Source organism: Pseudomonas sp. GZD-222 (assembly GCF_049310525.1).
In the GTDB taxonomy this organism is placed as follows: Bacteria; Pseudomonadota; Gammaproteobacteria; order Pseudomonadales; family Pseudomonadaceae; genus Aquipseudomonas.
On record NZ_JBMOWO010000080.1, the window covers coordinates 77,648 to 100,083 of the forward strand.

General features: G+C 57.8%; 10 protein-coding genes. All 10 read right to left on the reverse strand.

The genetic code is table 11. From position 1 onward, the window contains the following. Positions 1-40: 40 nt before the first annotated feature. The 10 genes from ACO6VD_RS15930 to ACO6VD_RS15975 all read right to left on the reverse strand — a co-directional run bounded on the left by ACO6VD_RS15930 (position 41) and on the right by ACO6VD_RS15975 (position 22,314). Positions 41-9,004 (reverse strand): TcdA/TcdB pore-forming domain-containing protein, encoded by an 8,964-nt coding sequence (locus ACO6VD_RS15930; protein ID WP_422420424.1) that lies wholly within the window; start codon positions 9,002-9,004, stop codon positions 41-43. Between the two features lie 139 nt (positions 9,005-9,143). Continuing rightward, positions 9,144-11,285, reverse strand: a complete 2,142-nt coding sequence (locus tag ACO6VD_RS15935) for a type I secretion system permease/ATPase (protein WP_422420426.1) — start codon at positions 11,283-11,285, stop codon at positions 9,144-9,146. 1 nt (position 11,286) lies between these two features. Then, positions 11,287-12,675, reverse strand: coding sequence for an HlyD family type I secretion periplasmic adaptor subunit (locus tag ACO6VD_RS15940; RefSeq protein WP_422420428.1), 1,389 nt, complete (start codon positions 12,673-12,675; stop codon positions 11,287-11,289). Beyond that, positions 12,672-14,798: a peptidase domain-containing ABC transporter gene (locus ACO6VD_RS15945; protein ID WP_422420430.1), complete on the reverse strand. Its 2,127-nt coding sequence runs from the start codon at positions 14,796-14,798 to the stop codon at positions 12,672-12,674. Before ACO6VD_RS15945 ends, ACO6VD_RS15940 begins: the two co-directional genes overlap by 4 nt. A 578-nt stretch (positions 14,799-15,376) precedes the next feature. Further along, on the reverse strand, positions 15,377-15,763 hold the full coding sequence (locus ACO6VD_RS15950) for a hypothetical protein (protein ID WP_422420432.1): 387 nt from the start codon (positions 15,761-15,763) through the stop codon (positions 15,377-15,379). A 123-nt stretch (positions 15,764-15,886) separates the two neighbouring features. Next, positions 15,887-16,921, reverse strand: a complete 1,035-nt coding sequence (locus ACO6VD_RS15955; protein ID WP_422420433.1) for a fimbrial protein — start codon at positions 16,919-16,921, stop codon at positions 15,887-15,889. 141 nt (positions 16,922-17,062) lie between these two features. Next, a complete protein-coding gene (locus tag ACO6VD_RS15960) occupies positions 17,063-19,540 on the reverse strand; it encodes a fimbria/pilus outer membrane usher protein (protein WP_422420434.1) in 2,478 nt (825 codons plus the stop codon). A 313-nt stretch (positions 19,541-19,853) separates the two neighbouring features. Then, on the reverse strand, positions 19,854-20,594 hold the full coding sequence (locus ACO6VD_RS15965) for a molecular chaperone (protein ID WP_422420435.1): 741 nt from the start codon (positions 20,592-20,594) through the stop codon (positions 19,854-19,856). A 71-nt stretch (positions 20,595-20,665) separates the two neighbouring features. Then, the gene (locus tag ACO6VD_RS15970; protein ID WP_422420437.1) at positions 20,666-21,208 is read right to left on the reverse strand and encodes a fimbrial protein; all 543 of its coding nucleotides are present in this window, start codon (positions 21,206-21,208) and stop codon (positions 20,666-20,668) included. Positions 21,209-21,684: 476 nt separating this feature from the next. Continuing rightward, on the reverse strand, positions 21,685-22,314 hold the full coding sequence (locus tag ACO6VD_RS15975; RefSeq protein WP_422420439.1) for a response regulator: 630 nt from the start codon (positions 22,312-22,314) through the stop codon (positions 21,685-21,687). Between the last annotated feature and the right edge of the window lie 122 nt (positions 22,315-22,436).

Genomic DNA, 22,436 nt, shown 5'->3' on the forward strand with positions numbered 1-22,436 from the left:
GGAGGCGCGTTGCGCCCCTCCTGCTGTTTCTCGTGCTACCTCAAGACATCGAAGGCACCAGTGCCCCATGCGTGGTCTGGCGGTTTTGCGGCAAATATTCGCGGGTACCACCGGTATCAGCAAACGCGGCCATCGCACCGCTCAACTTAGTCAGGTTGGGGCTCGCTGCGTTCTCCGCCGATTGCGACGCCTGGTTAGCCCAAGACAGCTCAAACAGCGCATTTTTGTCTGCCCCTACCTGGGAAAACCCCGCGACCAGATGATCGATACTTATCACCGCTCCGGAACCTTTCAGCTCGATTTGCAGGTGCCGGTGCGTCGCCGCCTGGCTGCCAAATACCTTGCGTACGAGCAAGGTTGTGCCACCCTCCCAGTCGGTCAGCATCAGATCATCATCATGACGGCTGACGAGGAGCTTTTCTCCATCGGCTGCCGGTATGATCAATCGGTCCAGGGCCTGATCCGGGTCATCGTTATCGATGACGACAGTGCGGTAGTGCGACCACATTTCCTGGCTGAGGCGGTAGGTATCGTTATTGGCACCGCCATGCAGCACTACACTGTCGACACCGTCAATCAGCGGCGGCTTCAGATCGTACTGGCTACCCGCCAAGCCGCCGCCTCGTAGCAACAACGACGACCCCACGCGCTCGACAGCGGTGTAGTGGCCGAGTTTCTTCGGGCTGCCCGCCCAGACAAGGTACAAGGCTTGGTCTGTCGGGCTGTATACATAGGCCGCCCTCGCCCCTGTGGCGGTTCCCACGAAGCGCAAGCCCTCCTCGGCCGGGACACCTTTGCCAGAAAATACTTGGCCACTGCTGACGTCGAACCACCCTTGCGCGTCTTGCCCCAACAAAGTCAGCACACCTGTGGCCCGCCACTGGCTGGCGAGCTCGGTGAGTGCTTGTGGCAAACGAGCAAGATTATCTTGCTGCCAGTCTTTGTCGACCGCCACCAGCTGCAACTCACCCTTGTTGTCGCGCAGCAGAATCTCGCCTTTGACCGTGGTCAGGCGTAATCCGGCGTCAGTGAGCTCCGCCGCCTTGAGATGCAGATTGGGCACCAGTTCACTGGCAGCGGGCAGTTGCGCCGCCACCTCAAGGACCTCATCGCTGCCAAACAAGTCGGCAAGCGTTGAAGGGTTCAAAGCAGGTTGACGATAGAGCTTGCCACTCGCCGGATCGAAAATCCGCGCAGCGCCGCCGTCCGCTTCGAATCCCAGAAACTGCAAAGGCTTGCCTTGCAACGGTGCGGAAGCCACCACCACCTGCCCGTTCTGGTACCACACGGGCAGCACGCTCTTGCCGTCACTGCCCTTGACGCCAAACACGGCCAAGGTTGCGCTGCGGCCAGCAACACCGGATAGATCTTGCCACCAGGCTTTACGCCCCTTGAGCCAATGCTCGTTGACGGCCTCGTAGCTGAGCTGTCCCTTGGCATTGATCCGCGCCAGACGCCCGTCCTCGGTCAGCAGCACCGGGACGCCGTTCAAGTCGATCACATTCGCCAACGCTGGGGTTGTCACCCGCAATGCTGTCGGGCGGGTGCAGTCGAGCACGGCCTGGCCCGGCCCCTCCTGACGGAACAGGACCTTCTGCGCCTTGCTGTAGAAAAAGAACACTTCGTTGCCATCGAGGCCGGGCATGCTGCCCGCCAACACCAGATCAGCGGGAATAGGCCAGGCACTGCGGTTTTTCTCATGCGCCTCAAAACGTAGAGTATTGTCCCCAGGTGGCGCCAGGTTCGGCTTGATCACGGTGCCGTCGCTGGTCCGTATCCAATAGCGGTGCGCGACGCCAGCCGCATCGGTGCCAAATACCGTCATCAATGCGGCAGAGGTTGGTTCGATAGATCGCGCACCCAACCCATAGAGTGGGGTGGTGCGCGCAGCGCCATTACTCTTGTAGCCGTGGAGCATGGTGAGTACCGCGTCGCCATAGCGGCCATTGCTCGCCGAGAGCTGAAGCAGCGCCTCATCACCAACGGCACTCACCAGTTCCATGCGATCGCCCTGGATCCGGTAGCTCAGCTCGGCCACACTGCCATCTTTGAGCGCATGGCGGCGCGTCAGGTAGGCCACATCCCCTTCTTGCCACAACCGGCTGATGCTGCCCGCACTCTGACTGAACCATGGTTCGAACTGCGCATCGACTTTTCCACTGTTGATTTCGACCCGCCACGCCGTGGCGTTCTCGGCGTCAAAAAAGTAAGCGTATTCGCCGATCACTGCCCCCAACTGAGCATGCCTGGCCTGCTCCACGTCGGTGTTGGTGAACAGCATGCGATCGTTGGCGACATCGTAGTAGGCCCGGCCGACATTGCGTCCCTCATGGCTGTAATTTTCCACCACAACGTACTGACCCTGCAGCTGATGAGCCTTGGCCAAGTCGCTCAGGTGCTGCTCGATGCGATGACCTGGCACCTGCCATTTACTGGCGTCCTCCATTAATACCCGAGTGGTCATACCGGCAAAATCGACTTCCCGCACCTCGCCCTTGGCATTGACCACTAGTACGCGACCGTTGTGGGCCGGATCGAGTTCCACCACAACACCACCGACCACCAACTGCTGGTGCGAAACGCTGATGCTATCGCTGGCAAGCTGGCTGCTATCGATGATCCAGCGCGAAGGCACACTGCCTGTGTCGCTGCTGAGCTTGACCCGCACGCCTTCGTTCAGACCGATCAGGTACTCGCCCCCTGCGCCCTTGATCTCGTAGCGCAGGTAGCCATGCAGTTCATTGGGCAGCTCGGGTACTACCAGTTGCCGATTACGCTGATCGAGCAGCACCTCGACCGGCGTATCGACGTATTCCTGATAAATCTTGCGGATCGTGTACTCGGCCGGAAAGTTGTAGAAGTCGTAGTCAAAGCGTCTGTCGTTCTCAAGCCGACGAATCACATCAAAGCCGCCATCATGGCGGTTGGTTGCGCCGGGAAGTGTCTGGTATTCGTAGCTGATATAGGACTTGGGCGTCCCCGGCAGGATAACCACCCGGCTATCGCTGTGAGCGAGCGGCTGGTGGCTCCCATAGCCGATGCCACTGCGCACCTCGACCGCCTGACTGCGATCGCGGACCATCACGGGCATGTCGCCGCCCCAAAAGAAATAGTTGATCGCTCCAGAACCGGTATTGCCGTGATGCGTGCGGTAGATGTACTGACTGTCGAAGTCGATTTTCCCGTTGCGCAAGTCAACGGTCTTCACTACTGCCCCGGCAAGGGGGACCAGCACCTGCTTGTTCTCGTCATAACGATAACCGTGGCCTTTGTATGCGCTGTCGAGCGCTTCAAAGTAGCGGCCCACCGCCTGGGCGTCCACAGTCACCTCACCATACGCCTGTGCCAATGCGGTAAAGCCGACCGCAAGCCCACCCAGGACCACCGCACAACCGCCGAACATTGCTGCGGCGGTGGAGGCACCGATCAGCCCGACGCTCACCCCCGCAATACCGGTCACGAAGCTTGCCGAGTCGAAGGCGAGCTGCGTGCCGAACACGGCCTTTTGCATATCGTTTTCGGCGTGAGCCAGCTCAAACGAATCCAAGCCAACCATGGCTGCGCCCAACAGCACTCCAGCGCCTTCATTGGCGGTACGTCCCAGGGTGGAGGCGAAGTCCTTGAGCGTGGACTCAGCAGCGACCGCTTCGCCGCGCAGTGCCGTGCGGACCAGCTCGGTGACCTTGGCCACGTCCTGGACGGTACCGTGCCCCATCTGGATAAAGTTGATGTAACTATGCACTTTCAGCGCGGTAGCAAGATCAGGGGCTGTCCCTCCGCGAGCGGCGTCTTTGCGGTTTCTGTCGGCGAACCACTGGATCAGCGCCTGCACTGCAAAGCCTGCGTTCAAACCGTCCACCGGTGCGACCTCAGCGACCTCACCCTTAGGCCGCATCTGGCCATGCTCAAGGGTAAAGTGCCGACTCAGCATCTGCAGATTTTCGTCGACGAAACGCCGGAATTCGATAAAGGTCGCATCTTCGGTCGTCAGCCAGCGGGTTTGCTCGGGTTGATCACGGTTGATGAACTGAACCCGGTACTGGCCTTCGCTCTGCGCTTCGGTATTGGCAATCACCGGCATCCAGTGATGGTCAAGACCCGCCTCCCGCGCAAGCAGGGTGCATGCTTCTTGGTATCGGGCTCCCCACTGCTCGGCATCGAGTGTCACCAGCGCCGTGCGCAGGTGGGTGTCCTCGATAGCCTGCGCTTGGGTGCTCAGTGTGCGTTCGACCTGCCGCCGCTGCTCAATCGAGCTCACCAGCTCATCAGCGCGTGACAGGTCAGCAACATTCAGGCCGTTGCCCACCGGCACTTCGGCCATTTTGCTGGCATCGATCTGCACCAGATTGAATACCGGAGCCGACCGGGTGCCAAACGAACCATAATGAGCAGCCTGTTCGCGCTCGATCAGGTATCGCTCCATCGCCACGGACAGGCTGGCTGTATTGTCGAAGGCAAAGATTCCGACATTCGGATCATAGAAGTAGTAGCGACGCCCTTCGGCTCCTACGGTGCTCCCCACCAGCATCGAGTGCCCTTGGGTGTTGAGCGCGAACATCGAGGTTTTGCTCGTATCAGCCAGTCGGGAAACCACCTCGGTCACAGTGCATTTGCCCAGCTCGGTTGACGCCTCAACGGCGTCGGCATTGGCGTGAAGCCTGCCCAAGCTGTTTTTGAGTAACGTAGAGCTGCCCGCTTGCGGATCGGCGGCGGCCACGAACAGTTTTTCCACCAGGCTGATTACACCGTCCTCGCCACCACTGGCCAGCGCAACCGCCATGGCCCTGACCAAGGGATAACAACGCCCACCGGATTTGTCGCCAACCAGCGACAGATAAAAATCTTGCGGTGCCAGCAGGCTGAAGGTGCTTCCAGCACGATGGAAGTCCTCGCTGAACAGTACCGTGCGGCTCAGCACTTTATCGATGTACTCGGCCTGGCTCGCTTTACTGATACGACCACTCAAGGCCCCCTGTTGCTCAAGGGTGAGTTGGCCGTCGAGAAACAGACGCTTCATCTCCAGGACTGACATCTTGTCGTCCAAACCGGGAATTGCGATATCCCGGAAGTTGCGCAAGCCCTCAGTAAACCCGGGGCCCAGTGCTCCACGCTGATAGGCCTCGGCGATCGCGTAACGTTCGCCCACACTGTCGGTGCGCTCGGTTGCCCCACCCTGGATTGCGGTATCGTCAATCCTTACTACGGCAGCAGTGCCTGCTTTAGCCTTGATTTGCTGCCAGAGCCAGGCTTTGTCTACGCAGGCCGCTTCGCGCAATACAGAGTCGTACTGTGCCCGGTAGAAGTCTTCAGTCAGGTCGAGTTGCTTGAGCTGCTGATCGATCAGTGCCTTGTTGCGTGAGCTGCGTCTGGTGTTGTGAAGTTGATTACGCTTATCCGCCAATTGCTCAATGTCGGCGTTGACCTTGGCCTGGACCGCTTCACGCAGCCGATTCCAAGCAGCAATTGCCGGATGCCGGGAGGAAAACTCGCCGTCTGTATAGACACCATCTGCCACCCCTTCGACAGACACCCCGAACAACTTTGCGACCTTCCTCAACTGCTGATGAATCTTTTCGCGGTAAGCATTGAACTCAGCCTGATTGCGCTCCCGCACTTGGCTTGCGGCAACCTGGATCGAAAGCGCTTGCTCACCATCACGCAGCTTCGGCGAGAGGCTTCTGCCGTTTCGCTGATATTCCTGACGCTGGCATGCCAGCTGCCATTCGCCATCAACGTATTGCATATACGCCGAAGCCAACCCCTCGGCAGTATCGGGTACCTGATAATCCTTGAAGTCGATCGCCATCACCACGTTGTCGTACAGTAGCGAGCTGTTGACCCGGCCGTCGTGGTAAACCCGATAGGTGTTTGCGTCCAGGCTGGTGACTATCAGCGAGCCGCCTGACAGTGTGGCGGTGAAGAGAAAGCTGCCGGGGGCCGCGTGTTTGGGAATGTCCACATAAGCGGGGGATTTACTGGCCTGATTCGGACCGTTGTAGCCAAGAAAATATGCCGCCACACGGTCGGCATGGCTAGCCGATTTACCTTCGGCAACAGGCTCGGCATATTCGATCTCATAGAGGTCCGCTGCAACCTTCACTAACTTGGCAAAGCCCTGAGCCGGAAGGCGCCCAGACTTAATCAGTGCCTCGCCGCTGAGGACGTGCGTTTTCGCGAACTGTTCAGGATCGGCAGCGAACTGTTGGATATCAGCGCTGCCTTGACGGGCTCCATATCCCTCCCCCTCAAGCGCCATCCCGGTCTTGAGCTCCAAGTCCTTCGCTGCCTGTCCCAGCAGCGCGGGTCTTGGACCAATATTGGTAAAGCGCGGTGGGTAGAACTGCTCAGCGACAGGTAAGCCCTCATTGATGATCGGTAGAATACGCGCCATCACCCCTTCATACAGTTCACCCTGCAATGCTCGGTGGCTGCCTTCAGCACGGTACTGGTCGAACATGCGCAACAGGTCCTTGCCAATACTCCCCTCCTCCTGCGGTTCATAACGTGCAGCGACGTAGAGTGTCTCGAAAAAGGAGTGGTAGCCATTGCGGATCATGAAAGCGGCATTGGCCATCTGGAACTGCCAGTATTGCTTGACGTTCAACGCGCCACCGAACAGTTCCGGCAAGACATTACTGACCGTCTGGGTGGTCCCGGAAATGCCACCGACGAACGGGGTATCCAGGTCATTCATATAGCGCGTGGCGGGATTCTTGGGGTCCGGGCGAAACTGATTGTAGCTGCGGTACTTGTCGTCTTTGATTTGGGACGAACCGTCGCCGTTCGGCTCCCCTTCCGCGCGGGTATTGAGGATCAGATACGGGTCGGGCTGATCCAGCCGGTTGTTGATGATGACTTTGTCGCCACCACCTTCTGGCGTTAGCGCAGTATGAGGGTTGACCGGGATCGCCGCCTTGGAAAAGCTATCGGCAACAGGTCGCAAGGCATGGAACAAGGTTTGCTTGCGCAGGCTCCGGCCCTCAGTGCTCGACAGCGCCGCCTCAACTTCCGGGCGCAGGTGTGCATCAGCGCTCTCAAGACTATCTGGACCGTTCAGCAGCAGGGTGAGTAACTTGCTGTCTAGCGATTGCTCGACTGCAACCCGATCAAAGACTTCTCGTTTCAGGTTGTTTGGATGCGGTGCAGCATTGGCAGTAGCGACTCGCTGGTTCTCCGCGTCGATTGCCCGCATTCGCCATTCTTCGTACAGCGGTGCCAGCAGCACCTTGGCCTGAGCAACATCGCTCTGCAGGTAGCCGCCTTTAAGGATTCTGGCCACGCTTTTCTTGTCCTTGACCAGATTCGCCGCCAACCTGAATAACAGCGGGTGATTGTCGGGGCTCTGCCACACCGACGCGGCGAACGCCTGCTCCCACAGCACCTTGTTCAGGTTATTGCCTTTGATGTCGCGCAGGCTGCTACGCGTGTACTGCGGCGATAACACCCCTGCCGGCGTCATGTGGTTGCGCTCGAGCAAGCGCAACAGTTGTTGCTCGAACGCCACACGTTCACTGCTGCCTTCAAACAAGCGACTGGCCGTGGCTCCGCCGTCACGCAGTTGTTCCAACTTCGCGAAAAAGTCGCTGTTGTACTTATAAAGTGCGTCTGTCTGTGCCTTGTTCAAGTGACTGCTAGTGACCTTGTCGCCATCAGTACTCATCACACCAAAGGGCGTCGCGGACAGGTAGCGACCGTCTTGAAGCATTTCGAGCAAGTACTGCGTGTCGGCGAAACCAACCGAGCGTTCCAGTTCGTGAATGTTGACGAACTGACCATCACGGTCCGGGTTGTAACTGCTGTGGCGATAGTCCTCCAACCCTATTGTCTGAAAGCTGCTGATGTCCGCGTACTGATTGATCAGATCGCTCAAGGCGGTTGCCAACGGCACTTCACGAGTGGCAACGGTGTTCAATGCCTGGCCAGAAACCTGAATGCCGATCTGGTTTGGCACCCTGCGGTCAACGCTGGTCAGCAGCAACTTGCGACCATTACTCAGCAGTTGTGCTTTGAAGCCTTCACGCAAACAGGTCTCCGACACCAGGTGGTTGGCGAAGTATTTCTCGACAAATTCTGTTTTAACCAAGACCGAGCGAATCGGTGTATAGGTCGCCGAGCGAGCCGACGGAAACTCATTCTTGAGCCGGTATTGTTGCTGCCAAGCCAGGGAGCGCGCGGCGGTACCAAAGGAGAAGTTGAGGACGTTGTCGGTAGCGACTACCAACCTGCCGTTTTCCAGGAACATGTCCTTGAAGCGGCCATCGGAACTGGCATTGACCAATGCGACGTTCATGCGAATGTAGCCGGGACGTTCCTCCATCATCAGCAGAGAAATATTCACTGGCTGATCATCAGACGCGCGGGGTGCGTTAGTCAGCGCACCAAGAGCGGTGGCTTCCTGTGCAGCGGGTGCGTTGAGCAAGGCGCTGTAGCGGGCACTGACGTCCTTGTAAGCCTGCAGCTCGGAGAACAGCGTTACGTAGGTTTGGCTGAAGGTGGAATCGGCAATCTGCTTGCTCAGTTGCTGCTCCAGTTTACTGATGCGCAGATCCAGCTTGGCCAGCTTGATCTTCGCGCTCTCCCTCAAAGTCAGCGCACTCAGGGGCTTCGAGCTGTCCGGATTGAGAATCGCCAGGGCCTTGCCCCAGGTCTTGTCATAATGCGTGATAGCCATCTGCTGGCGGCTGTACAGCAGTATTTCGCGGTCCAGTTGTTGTGTGTAAGCGTTGGTCGCCGGTGTTTTAGGTAAACCTTTCATCTGCAGCCGTCGTTGCTGCAACGCCTGCAGGTGGTCACCGACCGACACGGGGTTTTCCTGCATCTGAAAATGCTGAGCTGCAAGCACGCTCAGGGTGCTCTTTTGCATGTCCAGCAGCCGTTCGCCGACCTCTTGGATATAGGCGGCACGCTCCTCGGCGCTCATATTGAACCATTCGGTCTGGCGACCTGCGGCCTTGATCTGACGATCGATCAGGGTGTTGAGCAGGCGTAGAAAGTCCTTGGACATAAAAGCCATGGCTAGTGATCCTCTGTCTGTTGTTAAGCGAAGTCCTTCATTCTGCGAAGGACTGTCTGGCGATGCGGGTATCAGGGGTGGGGCGACATGGCTGGTTCGTGCGTCCTCCTGCTGTCAGTGGGTCGCAGACTCAATCCTTCATCTGCAAGGCCCATTGCCGGGCATATAACCCGTCCAGAGCGAGCAGCTGTTCGTGGCTGCCTTGCTCGATGACCTGGCCTTGGTCAATGACCAGAATCCGCTGGGCATGACGCAGCGTGTTGAGGCGATGTGCGACACTGATGACCGTGCGGCCCTGGGCGATTTGCTGCAGATTGGCCATCATCGCCGCCTCGGACTCGTAGTCCAGGGCACTGGTGGCCTCGTCCAGCAACAGGATTCCGGGATTGGTCAGCAGCGCCCGAGCCAGGGCTATGCGCTGACGCTGGCCGCCTGAAAGCTGGCCGCCGCGCTCACCGACCTGGGTGTCATAACCCTGGCTCAGCGCCTCGATAAAGGTCGCAGCACCGGCCAGAGTGGCCGCCTCGTGCACGTCGGCGTCGCTGGCCTGGGGTCGGCACAGGCGTATGTTCTCGGCAATGCTGCCAGCGAACAGCACACTTTCCTGCAGCACCACGCTCATGTTGCGACGCAGTGCCACCGGGTCGGCAATGGCCAGGTCGATGCCGTCCACCAATACCCGGCCGTGCTGCGCTACATAAAGGCGTTGCAGCAGGCGGGTCAGGGTCGACTTGCCCGAGCCGGAGGGCCCGGTAATACCGATGAACTCCCCTGGCTGTACCTCCAGGTTGAGGTTGCGCAGGATCTCCTGGCCATCTTCGTCATAGCGAAAACGCACGCCTTGGAAACTCACCGCGCCCTGCAGCGCGGGCACTGAGGCCAGACCGCCGCTACCGCTTTCGCACTCGGTGTCGAGAATATCGCCCAGGCGTCGCAACGAGATCAGAGTGTGCTGGAAGTCCTGCCAGACCTGGGCCAGCCGCAGAATCGGCTCCACCACATGGCCGGCCAGCATGTTGAAAGCCACCAGTTCGCCAGGCGTCAACTGCCCATCCATAACCAGCATCACGCCCCACCACAGCAGCAGCGCGGCGGTCAGCTTCTGAATCAGACCAATACCCTGCCCGGCCCAGATGCCGACAATGCGCGTCTGAAACGCAGCCCGCACATACGCCGCCAACTGACGTTGCCACTGCTGCTGGAAACCACCTTCGGTGGCACCGGTCTTGATGGTTTCGATGCCCGTCACGGTCTCGGTGAGAAAGGCCGTGTTTGCCGCACCCAGTTCGTACTCGCGTAGTGCCCGGCTGCGCAACAACGGGCCCACGCACAACCAAAACAGGAAGTACAAGGCCAACGAACCGACCACCACCCAGGTCAACAGCGGTGCATAGCTGTACATCACAGCAATGAACAGGCTACAGAAGGCCAGATCCAGCACCAAAGTCAGCGCCGAGCCGGTGAGGAACTGGCGGATTTGCTGCATCTCGCCGACCCGGGCAATGATCTCGCCCGATTGACGACGCTGGAAATAGCTCAGCGGTAGCTGCACCAGATGCTGGTACAAGCGCGCGCACAACTCGGCGTTGATCTTGCTGGCCAAGTTGGAAAACAGCCAGGAACGCAGAAGGCCAAACAGCGGCTCGAGCAGCGCCAACGCCAGCAGGGCAATGCCCAATACTTGCAGGCTGGATAGACCCCGGCTGACCAGCACCCGGTCGATGATGTTCTCGAACAGCAGCGGCGTGACCAAGGCCACCAACTGCAGCATCAGCGAGACCAGTAACACGCTACGAAACTGCCGTGCATGCTTGAGGATCGAGGGCCAGAACCAGGCGATGCCGAAACCGGATGCTTTCAAGCCGGTGTGCTGTTCGGCCAGCAACAGCACTTCGCCCTGCCACAGCTCAGCCAAATCTTCGCGGGGCAGAACCTGACAGCGACCCTCCAGCGGCCAGAACAGGGTGACCTGCTCTGGTTCGACTGCATCGAGCACCGCCCAACCGTGCGCGGTATCCAGCAAGGCGGGTAACGGCAGGTGTTCCAGGCGTTGTACGCTGCTGCGCACGGCCCTCGCCCTCAGACCGACCCAGCCGGCACAACGGCGCAGGTCAAGACTGTCGGCCATACCCTCGACGCGGCCCAGGCGGTGACGCAGCTGTGCCGCCGTGAGGGTCAGGTCAAAACGCCGTGCCGCCCACGCCAAGGCCTCCAGGCCGGTATCCAGGGTGTTCGCTGTATCGTCGTCAGCGTGGATAAATGCACTGGTCATTTCAACGCTCCCGCAAGGCTTCGGACTGGTACTGCTGGATCGGGCCCAGCAGGTAGTCAATCACCCGCCGATCTCCCGTGCGTATCTCGCCGGTCACTGTCATCCCCGCCTGCAAGGGCACCCAGCCCTGGTCCACGGCAATAGCGGCCTTTTCCAGCCGGATGCGCGTTGGGAACACCAAGCCCTGCTGCTCATCCTTGATGGCATCACCAGACACATGCATTACCGTTCCACGCAAGGTTCCGTAACGGGTATAGGGGAACGCATCAACCTTGATCTCCACTAGCTGGCCAGCCCTGACGAAGCCCACATCCTTGTTCAACACCATGACTTCGGCGTCCAGCTCCGCACCCTCTGGCACAATCACCAGCAGTTGTTGCGCTGGCTGTACCGCACCGCCCAGGGTATGCACCGCCAATTGCTGAACCACGCCATCAACCGGTGCCAGCAATGTTTGCAGGCGCTGCTTGTCGCGCCCGCGGATCAGTTGCTGTTCAAGAATGGCAATGTCCTGCTCGGTGCGATGGAGCAGGTCGTGCTGCTCGCGCTGGGTCCGGGCCAGAAAACTGTCGCGCTGTTCCTGACGATTGCGCGCCTCGGCCTTTAACACCTGCAGTTCGGCATGCTGTTGAGCCAGCGAGCGCTCAACCTCCAGTTGCTCCTTTTCCTGCTCCAGCAGTTCAACCTGGGGCATCAGTTGCTCGGCCGCCATCGCCCGGCGTGCATCGAGGCGCCGCCGGACATTGCTCGCCAGTTTGCCCAAGGCGGCAATCTCCACACGGCGAGCCCGCTGGCCGGCCTGATTGATGGCCATTTCAGCATTCAGGCTGTCGAGGTTGGCGCTGATTTCTTTCCAGGTGCTTGCCAATTGCGCACGGGCTGCCATCGACTGCTCCGGGCTCAGACCTGGTGGCGGCAGATAGCTGCCAAGTGGGTCATCGGTCAGCAGTGCCTGGGCCCTGGCCAGCTCCAGGCGTTTGAACGCCAGCTGAGCGCGTAGCTCGCTCAGCTCGGCATCAACGCCGATCGGGTTCAACGCCACCAACACGTCACCGGCTTTGACCCGTTGCCCGTCACGGACATGGATCGCACCGATTTCACCCGCTTCATGGGCCTGAATCACCTTGGTGTGGCTAGGCACTATCAAGCGGCCGGAGGCACTGGCGTGAATGTCGAGAAAGCCGAGAATCGCCCAGGCCAGCGCCAGTACGATCGACACCATCAACACCATCGCCGTGCCACGCGCCCAAGGCGCTGGCGGTCGCTCGGCAATTTCCAGGTAACCAGGCTGAAACTCGTATTCGTCGCGACTGCGCTTGAGTGCGGCAGGCGCCTGGCACAACGCGCGCCAAACCTGCCGAGGAATGCTCAACCATGACCAACGCATCATGCCTCCTCCTTGCGCAGCGCCTGCTGCAGCGCCCATAGGCGTGCATAGCAACCACCGCTGGCGAGCAGCTCAAGATGGCTGCCCGACTCACTGATCCGCCCCTGTTCAACGGCGACAATGCGTTGGCATTGGCGCACTGCTGACAATCGGTGAGCGATGATGATCACCGTGCGCCCCTCAGCGATCCGCGCCATGTTGCCCTGGATCAATGCCTGGGATTCGTCGTCCAGCGCGCTGGTGGCCTCATCGAAAATCAGGATGCTCGGGTCGCCCATCAGTGCGCGGGCAATGGCGATGCGCTGGCGTTGGCCACCCGACAGCGAACTGCCGGCTTCGGCCAGCACCGTGTCGTAGCCCAACGGCAGTTGCAGGATAAAGTCGTGGGCACCCGCCAAGCGGGCGGCGGCGATCACTGCTTCCAGGGAGGCAGTGGGGTGACGCAGGGCAATGTTCTGTCGCACGCTGCGGTTAAACAGATAGTTTTCCTGCAGCACCACGCCAATCTGGCTGCGCAGCCACGTCGGCTCCAGGTGCTGCAGGGGCAAGCCGTCAATCAGAATGTGTCCGGCATCAGGGGTATAGAGTTTTTGCAGCAAGCCGGTCAGCGTGCTTTTGCCTGAGCCGGACGGCCCGACGATCCCCAGGGTCTGACCCGCTACAATGTGTAGGTCCAACCCCTTGATCACAGGTTCCAGGTCGGGACGATAGCGGAACACCAACTGCTCGATACGCACTTCGCCTCGTAATGGTTGTAGCGGACGCTGCTGGCCAGGCATTTGCTCGACCGGTAGGTTGAGCATGTCGCCCAGTTTGTCCACCGATACCCGCACCTGGACAAATTGCTGCCAGACCTCGATCAACTTGGCCAGCGGCTGACTGACGTGAGACAGCATCATGTTGAAGGCGATCAATTGGCCGATGCTCATCTCCAGGCCAATAACTTTGCTTGCGCCCCAGCAGATCACCGCAACGGCGGTGCATTTCTGCAGCAGGGTCACCGCCTGGCTGATCGAGCTGCCCAAGGTCTGGCTGGCGAAGCCGGCCTCGACCATCTCTGCAGTCTGGGACTCCCAGCGCCGTTGCATGCGCGGCTCTACTGCCAGGCTCTTGATGGTCTCGGCGCTGCTCACGGTTTCGTTGAGAAAGGCAGTATTGCGGGCAGAGCGCTGGAACTGGCGCTCGATGCGCTTCTCCAGCGGCTCGGTGCTGATCCAGGCCAGCAGCACATACAGCGGCAGCGTCGCCATCACCAACAAGGTCAAGGGCCATGAAATCCAGGCCATGACCGCAAAAAACACCAGGGTGAAGGCGACATCGATGCACAGCGTCAGCAGGGAACCCGTGAGGAACTCACGAATGCTGTCCAGTTCCTGAACCCGGGTGATTATCGCGCCCACCTGGCGCTGCTTGAAATACAGCAGCGGCAGCCCCAACAGATGACGGAACAGCTTGATGCCAAGGCCAATATCGATGCGATTGGCGGTGTGCGCCGAAAGGTATTCGCGCAAGCCTTTGAGCAACACCTCGAAGACCCCGACCACCACCAGCGTAATGACCAGAACATCCAGAGTCGCCAGGGCCCGGTGCACCATGACCTTGTCCATCACCGCCTGGAAAAACAACGGTGTCGCCAGGGCCAGTACCTGCAATAGCAACGAACACAGCACCACCTCGGTCAACACCCGACGATGGCGCAGCAGCTCTGGAGCAAACCACGACAGATCGAAACGCAGGCCACCCTGGCGAAGACGGATCACCTCGCCGCTCCACTGTTCGGTCAATTGCGTGCGCTCGATCACATCGGGGGTGCTGGCCGAAGGCGATTGAATCAATGCTTGGGCATCAGACAGGCGTGCGAGCAGCACGAAGTCCCCCGCCTGGGTGCGCCAGACCAGCGGCAACAACTTCGGCGTGAGCTTGCGCAGCGACAAGCGCTCGAGCCGCAGATTGACGCCGGCGCACTGCCCGTAGTGTTTGACCGCGCGACGAAGGTCCGAGCCGGTCACCGCCTGTTCGGCTTGTGGTACCCGCCCCTGGCACACGTGCAACAGCAGCCGGCAACAGGCCAGCGCCGAGTGGACTTCGGCCGCCTTGGCAGAAAGAGGAAGCGCTCGCCCCGTCATACCAGAGCACGCGATAAAACCTGGGAGAAGAGTGTTGCAGAATTCGCTGACATAAACCGCTCTTTACATGATCAAGGGAACATGGAGGCACGGTCGAATTCTGCGTTGTTAACTGTGAATTGATAATCACAGTTTGGATTGAAAGGCTTTAAATAAAACTTAATAGTTCACTTGCGATGTTGTGAGGTGCATCTAAGCCCATCGGTCTAATTTGTGCAACTTAAGAAATTTCTTGCAGACGCCAGTACTGCTCTGGGTGAAACTGGGATGGTTGTTCCTCATCAACACCTTTTCCCCCGCTGTTGGGGTAATGTTGTAACTTAAGATGCCGGGACCGCTACGCGCCCCATCGCGGGACATGGCCCGCTCCTACAGAGGCCGAGCCAGCCTGTGCACTCAGGCTCGGCAGCCCCTCCATTTGAGAGCGGGCTCTTGTCCCGCGACGGGCTGCACAGCAGCCCCAAAAGACTTAAGTAAACAGTATTACGCCACCGGGGGCTTTTTTTTTGCCTTTTCCCACCTTAAAGCGCCATCATGGCGGCACAATGCCTACCATGAAACGCCACCTGCCACACACCTCAGTCCTTTGCACACCCTTGTGCCGTATCGATCAACCTGCCTTTGTCGACCCACGCATGCCGCTGGTAAACGGTGTAGGTGGTTTGGGTGTTGCCGCGAGCGAGTTCGACAAGCCCTGCTGCGGTATTGGGATCAGCACTGCCAACATATAGATTGATTGTGTCGTTGCTCTTCACGACAAACGTTTCTGTACCACTCCCGAGTGCGTGCTCTATGCAGAACATGTAAGCTTTAGTGTCTTTGGTTGTAACTCCATTGGCATGATTTCGATCAAATCGAATATCCGAATTATGTGAGCAACCAGCGGCCAGCAGCAGAATGCAGGCAGATGAAGCTTTACCACGCCTGGCGAGCGCTAGAGATTTGCCAAGTATCATTGTTTTCATAGGTTCAGATCCTGATTTTCGGGCGCGATGAATCCTCGTGGCGCTGCCTGGGCATCGCGCAAAAGGGTAATTAAATTATCAAGCGGCAAACAACAGGCCCGTCGTTGTCAAATGCGCTAGGTGTTATTGATACGAGAACGTTATTGTCGATCGCGCGCGAACCGTTCCAGGCCGCACAGTTTCTGCTGTTTGCACATACCTTGCCGTAAAAGGAATTCGGTAGTTGGTCGCAGGCGAATTAGCATTACCATCGACAAGCCATTGGTTCGTGTTGCCTGCAACGCGCGAGTCAGGACCGTATGACACCACATTCGCCCTGTCTGTTGCGGTAATTTGAAGGCCAACTCCCGCGGCTGTTGACTCCGCTGCAAGCGTCAAAACATTGCTCCTGTTAGCTGGGTCGTTAACATCTGTCATGGTTGCATGCAGGGCAACGCCTGCAGGGCAGTTTACGCCCATCGTGAAACTTTGTGAGCCGGCGGTTGAACCTACGCGCTGGAGACTACTACTGGAAACAGCGGGCAGCACTACCGTCTGATTCTGGTCCGCAGCGATTACCGTACAGGTTGAACCGGTGACGGTCACAGTAGTTGCGTGATAGGATATCACTCGCTCAACAATGTCTATTCCAGGCAATATCATATTCACCCGTAAAACTTGCAGTGAGGGAAGACGATAAGAGCCAGCATTTAACGGGCCTGTGGCGACAAATCTGACCCGTACGGAGGTGCGGATTAATTCAGCCTGGATCTGACGAGCCTGCCCAAGAGCAAGAGAATTTCCAGCGTCATCCACGACAACCATGTAGTATCCAATATTGTCAACCCCTGTTGGATACACATCGTAGTTCACACCTCCGTCATTTATCCAAAATTCCGATGGATCCTGAATTGAAGTTGGGGTAGCAGTAAGTACTCGGAGGGGCGCGCAATCAATCTGCCGGAGCCACGCGTTATTGCTACTTGACCATCCACCTAACAGAGTGACCCCGTCGTCTCTCGTGCCCATATTTAAACTCATAGTCGCAGGCACCATATTGCCCGAATTAAAGAGTCCACTGCAAGCCAATGCATGATTGGGGAAGCTAAATTCAACTACCAGTCCGATCAAAATAACAAAGCCTACTAAATTAAAAGATTTTAACTTTAATATTTCCATCACAACACTCCAATTTACGTTATTTGACTGCTGCGTGATACGACGACTCTAACTCTACGCACAAAGTAAAAGTTGACTTTCTGCCATCCAACACTACCCGATCGCCCCCTCTCTCAGCCTCTACTCTCAAAGCTGTCGCCCCTAACTGCGACACGGCAAATCGACTCGCTCTAATTCTGCATTCGCTGGATGCGTCTCTCTCGGCTTGAGGCGATAAGTCATGCTGCACTGACTTGACTCCTTGCCATGGCTGCCGACCCACAACGTGCCCTGGTCGCTGCCGAGACGGGCGAATATCTGCCCGCCCTGCCCGACCACGCCAACCGTCCGGCCGTCCGCATCGTAGACATTGGCTCCAAAGGGCAATGGCTTGCCATCGGCCTGATGCGCATTGATCAGCAATGCCCTGCCCGTAACTGTCTTGAACCGGGCCATGACCACCGAGCCACTGCGCGGTACCACTTCCTGACTGGTGCTCTGCAATTCAACGTCATCGGAAATACCCTTGGGATCGAGCCCCAAGTTGTTGACCCGGTATGGCGTCAGATAGGGCACGACTGCCTGGCCACTGCGGTCGAGCTTCACACCCGTGGCATTGGTCAGCGTCGCGCCAGCCGCTTCAGGGGCATGAACGATGGCTATGGTGTCACCCAACGGTTGACCAAAGGTGATGCCGGCCGGGTGGACGACCACCGAGCCACTGCCCCCCAGTGAGGCCTGCTGGAAGTCGCTACCCTTACTGAGCGAAGCACTGAGATCGGCCGCCGACGTTCGCAGCTGGAGGTTACCGCTGGTGGTACTGGAATTCTTACCGCTACCTGGACGATTGCTACTGGCCGAAATGCCGTAGCTCAAACTTTGGTCTTCGCCGCGGGTTCCACTCAACGTACTTTGCAGGTCGGCACTGCCATCGCTGCTGGAGGTGGCACTGGCGCTCAAATGAGCGCGATTCGGGGCACTGGCCGAGCCCAGGGGCATGGAGAAATTGACCATGTACTGGGTGGAGCTCCCGCCATGCATATCCTGAGTGCGCGAGGAGCTGACACCGGCAGAGCCCCAACTGAACGTGTGGCTGTAACCTGACTGAAACTGCTTGTCACTACTTGGGCTGTTCCAATAGTTCTGCACTGAGGCGTTGAGATACAGCTGGGCGCTATCGTTGATGCGCTGGCTGACGTTCAATTGAGCTCTGCTGCGAGCATGACGGAAAGCGTCCGCGTTGCCGTCGCCTGTTTGCTGCAGTTGGTCGCGGGCACCAAGTGCATCGCGCATACCGAAATAGCCGTCAGTGGAATAGCGATACGCGGCCAAGGTGAAGTTGGTACCCGTGCTTTGCAGCACTTTGTTGTAAGTGACCCGCGCCGATTGCCCGGTGAAGGCTTTGCCCGCGAGGTCGGTTTTCGAGGCGGTAATGTCTGCGCCTATCGCACCGTATTCGCTGTTCAACACACCGCCCAGAAGTGCTGACGTATAGCCTTCGGAGGCTGATATGCCGGCGTAGCCGGTCACCAGGTTACTAAGGCCTCGCTGGTAGGTGGCCTGGGCAACGGTGGGCGAGCTGCCGTTAGCAAGGTTGCGAGCCTGGCCAACTGTTGCCGTGTAGCGTGAAGTACCTTCGCGCAGCGAGCGACTGACCGACGAGAATGGCACGATAAAGCGCTTTTCCTGCCCGTCGGCTTCAGTCACCGTGACTTCCAGATCACCGCTTTGGCTGGCGGGGTTCAAGTCGGTGATTTCGAATGCACCCGGGGCGACGGTGGTCTCCTGGATAATGAAACCGTTCTGACGCACGGTGACACGCGCATTGGTGGCGGCCACGCCACGCACAACAGGGGCATAGCTACGTTGCGAGTAGGGCAGCATACGATCGTCAGTGCTCAGTTGAACACCCCGTGTCGCTACCGAATCGAACAGCTCACCATCGGTGAACACGTCGCCCACCGTCAATTCCGAGCTGAGGGCATCGATATCCCGCTGCGCGTAGTTGGTAACGGCCTGGTAGGCCTTGCCGGTTGCGTTGTCCCAGTTCAGCGCCGAACGCTGGCGCAAACGCCACATGCCCAGATTGACGCCGGCATTGAAGTTGGCATACGCCGAGTTGCTCTGACTGCCCTGACTAGTGCTTTGGTAAGCGTTGACACTGTAATTGACGAATGCAGCGTTAACGCCCCTGTCCCAACGCTGAGGGCTGACATAGCCGCGGGGCCGGTTGAGCATTGCCACTTGCGGTACGCTTAACTCAAGGCGCTGATCGGCACTGTCGTAGTGATAGGTCGCATCGGCGATGCGGCTGAACAGATCCCTGGATTCCGCTTCAGCACCGGCACCCGCTGGTAATTTATCGGTATCGACACCGAGTTGCTCCAGCAGCGCCAGGGGCAGCTCGGGCTTGGCCTGGTGCGCTGTCGCACCAGGAATAAACGTGATATCGAAGCGCCCGGCAGGTGTGCCGTTGATACTGAGGTCAACACTGTAGGTACCTGTTTCGACCGGGTTTCCCCGACTGTAGCGCTCGACATCCAGCGAGCCGGCGCCCGCGCCCATCAACATGCTGCTGTCAAAGTTGGCGAATTCGCTCGAGGGGCTGGCGTGCCCTTGCGCCAAGGCCGTGGAGGTCATGCCGAAGCTGTCAAGCAGGGCCGCAACGGCTAACGATTTCAAGCAAAAAAGATTAACGCGCCGAGGGGTACTGACATTGTTCCCACGCCTGTAGTTATTGTGCGCACTCCGAATTTTGACCTTCGACTTCATTAAGATCACCACAGCTCCGAGGCTTTTCTTATACCCACGAGGAAACGCCACGAAGACAAAAGCCTCAATGATTAATTGAATTACAAGAGAACTCGCCACCTAATGGCAACTTACAAACAGCGATCCGCCAATGATAAGAGCAGAACGCTCGGCTACTGCACGAAATTATTGATAACGCGCATTAAAATACAGCAGGAAACTCAAACTTACTGATGCCGCCATAATCATTGATCACGCCCCCCTCGATCCGGCTGCCGCCCGATGGGGAGTAGGCGCCCTTGAGTGGCAGAGTCTTGCGCTCGTCCGGTGCGAACATACTGCTTGCCAAGTTCAACTCAGCGCTGGCATTACCTACTTTGATTGAGTTCAATGTTAGAAAATAAGGCGTGGTATTGACCCCTTCGAGAACCCAGTTGCCCGCGTTGTTCTTCAGCCGCCATTGCATCTTCTGGGCAGCCTGCTCTATTTCTTCTTTCAGTCCGGCCGGACGATAGAACAGCTTGATCCGGTTGCGAAAAGCGATGTTTAGCTTGTTTTGCCCATCTTCGACCGTAGGTGGAACTTCCAGTACGTTCAGCCAGAATATTGATTCCTTGTCCTGCGGCAGCTTTTGCTGGCCAGTCAAGCGTACCCGCAGGGTCTGCCCCTGGCCCGCATTGACCCGGGCAATCGGCGGGGTCAGGACAAACGGTGCCGTGGAAGTATCCGGTGTGCTGCGCTGATCACCGTCGTCAATCCAGGATTGCACCAGAAGAGGAACTTTACCGGTATTATCAAGCTTGACGCTGACTTCCTTCTGGTCGGAGGGATAGATCACCCGGGTACCGCTGATCACGATGGCAGCCTGGGCCTGAGTGGTAAACAGGCTACCTAAAAGGATTGATCCAGACAGCAACTGCCAAGGAAATTTGAAGGGTCGCATCGGTTATCTCCTAGCGTGTATAAATGTGTATGTTGGCAGCCGGGGGCCATAGCGGCCCACCGGCTTAGGGCTTAAAAATAGGCGATGGAGTAATTCACGCTGGAGCTCACTGTGCCCGCAGTAGGTGATGCAGAGGTTGCATGGTATTTGACGGTGTAAGGCAGAGTCGCGCTGTTGCTAGTTATGTTTTCGGTACCGGCGGCGGGAGCTTGGCCGAGCATAAGCGCGTTGTTGCTGTCCCGGTTGTAGATGGCTAGCTGTACACCGGTTGCACTGCCAGTGGTGTTCAAGCGACCCTGGGGATTGACGGTGGCCCCCGACTCGAAATTTACCGCCACACGCTGACCGCCAGTAGTACCAGTACAGTTGCTCAGCACGATATTGAAGTTGGTGTCGCCAGTTGTATCGCCCATCTCGTCCAGATTATCCAATCGAGCTGAGGTCAAGTTCACAGTGGCACTAGCCGCACCGGCACTGTGGGCATTGATGGTACAGGAAGTAGCCACGACTGAACCGGTGAATGTGATGGTGCCATCAATAGCGTGGGCCGGCAGGATAATTGCGGCACCCAAAACAGTAGTGACCGCAGTAGTTAGCAGCGTTTTAAATTTCATGAATTCTCCATATATAAGTTCAATCGACAGACTTGCTCTGCCGCCCAATCTAAACGCGTGCTCCCAAACAAAAAAACCGAACATCCTTTTGCAAAATCCATCTTTCCAACGCCCAGATCCTGGGCATATAGGTTTCTGTTTGGAAGCAACAGGTTCAGTTTCTAGGAGAGCAGTGCTGGCGTCTGCAAGAAAAGTCTTAAGCTGCACGAGCTAACGCTTGAAGATAATGATTAGCACTAGCCGTTGACCCAACATCGGAAGGTCACGAATAAATCGCACTGATGGATCATGAACGGCGCCGCAAGCCTAGGGGCCGCCACGACACGTTTGAAAGCGGTGAGTGCACCAAGGGCTTAGTGCTTTATACGGTTGACGTTTTGCTGGGTGCCACGACGAGGCATCGTGAGCAGCGCTTTGGACTTGTCAGAATGGCCAGGACACGAACGGCCTGGCACCTGTGAGGATTACCGCCCGATTCAGATCAACTTGTTGCGCCGGGCAAGGTCGGCAAGATCGACCACCGACTTGACACCCAGCTTGTCAATCAAGCGGGCCTTATAGCAGCTGACCGTCTTGCTGCTGAGCATGAGGTTTTCTGCAATCGCCTTGTTGCTCATACCCCTCGAAAGCTGCTGCAACACCGAAAGTTCGCGATCGGAGAGTGAGCCTATCAATTCCATTTCACCCACCAGCATGTCGCTTTTACGGGTAGAAACGTTGACTTCTTCAGGGTAATAAATTTCGCCCTTCATTACCGACTTGATGGCTTCGGAAACAGCACCCAAGTCATCCGTCTTTGACACAAATCCTGACGCCCCCGCCTTGATACAGCGCAGCGCGTAATACTCTGATGCCAATGAAGTAAGGATAATGATTCGTGTTGGCAGCTCGAGCCTTTTGATCCGGTCGATGACCGCAATGCCATCGAGTTTCGGCATCGTCACATCAAGCAGGACAAGTTGCGGATTGTGCTGGCGAACAAGACTGATTGCTTCTACACCGTTGTCCGCCTCGGCTACCACTTCATGCCCCGCCTGAGTCAGCACTGTACGCAACGCCAACCTGATAAACGGATGGTCATCTACCACCAGAATCTTGTACGCCACGCCGCTCACCCTTGCTTTCTATAAGGTCATTGGCAGTGTATCATGACAGCACTAAGACATCATCTGCTTTACCGAAGGTCTTTATCAGCATCCAATAAATGCAAGACGTGGGTAACAGGAAT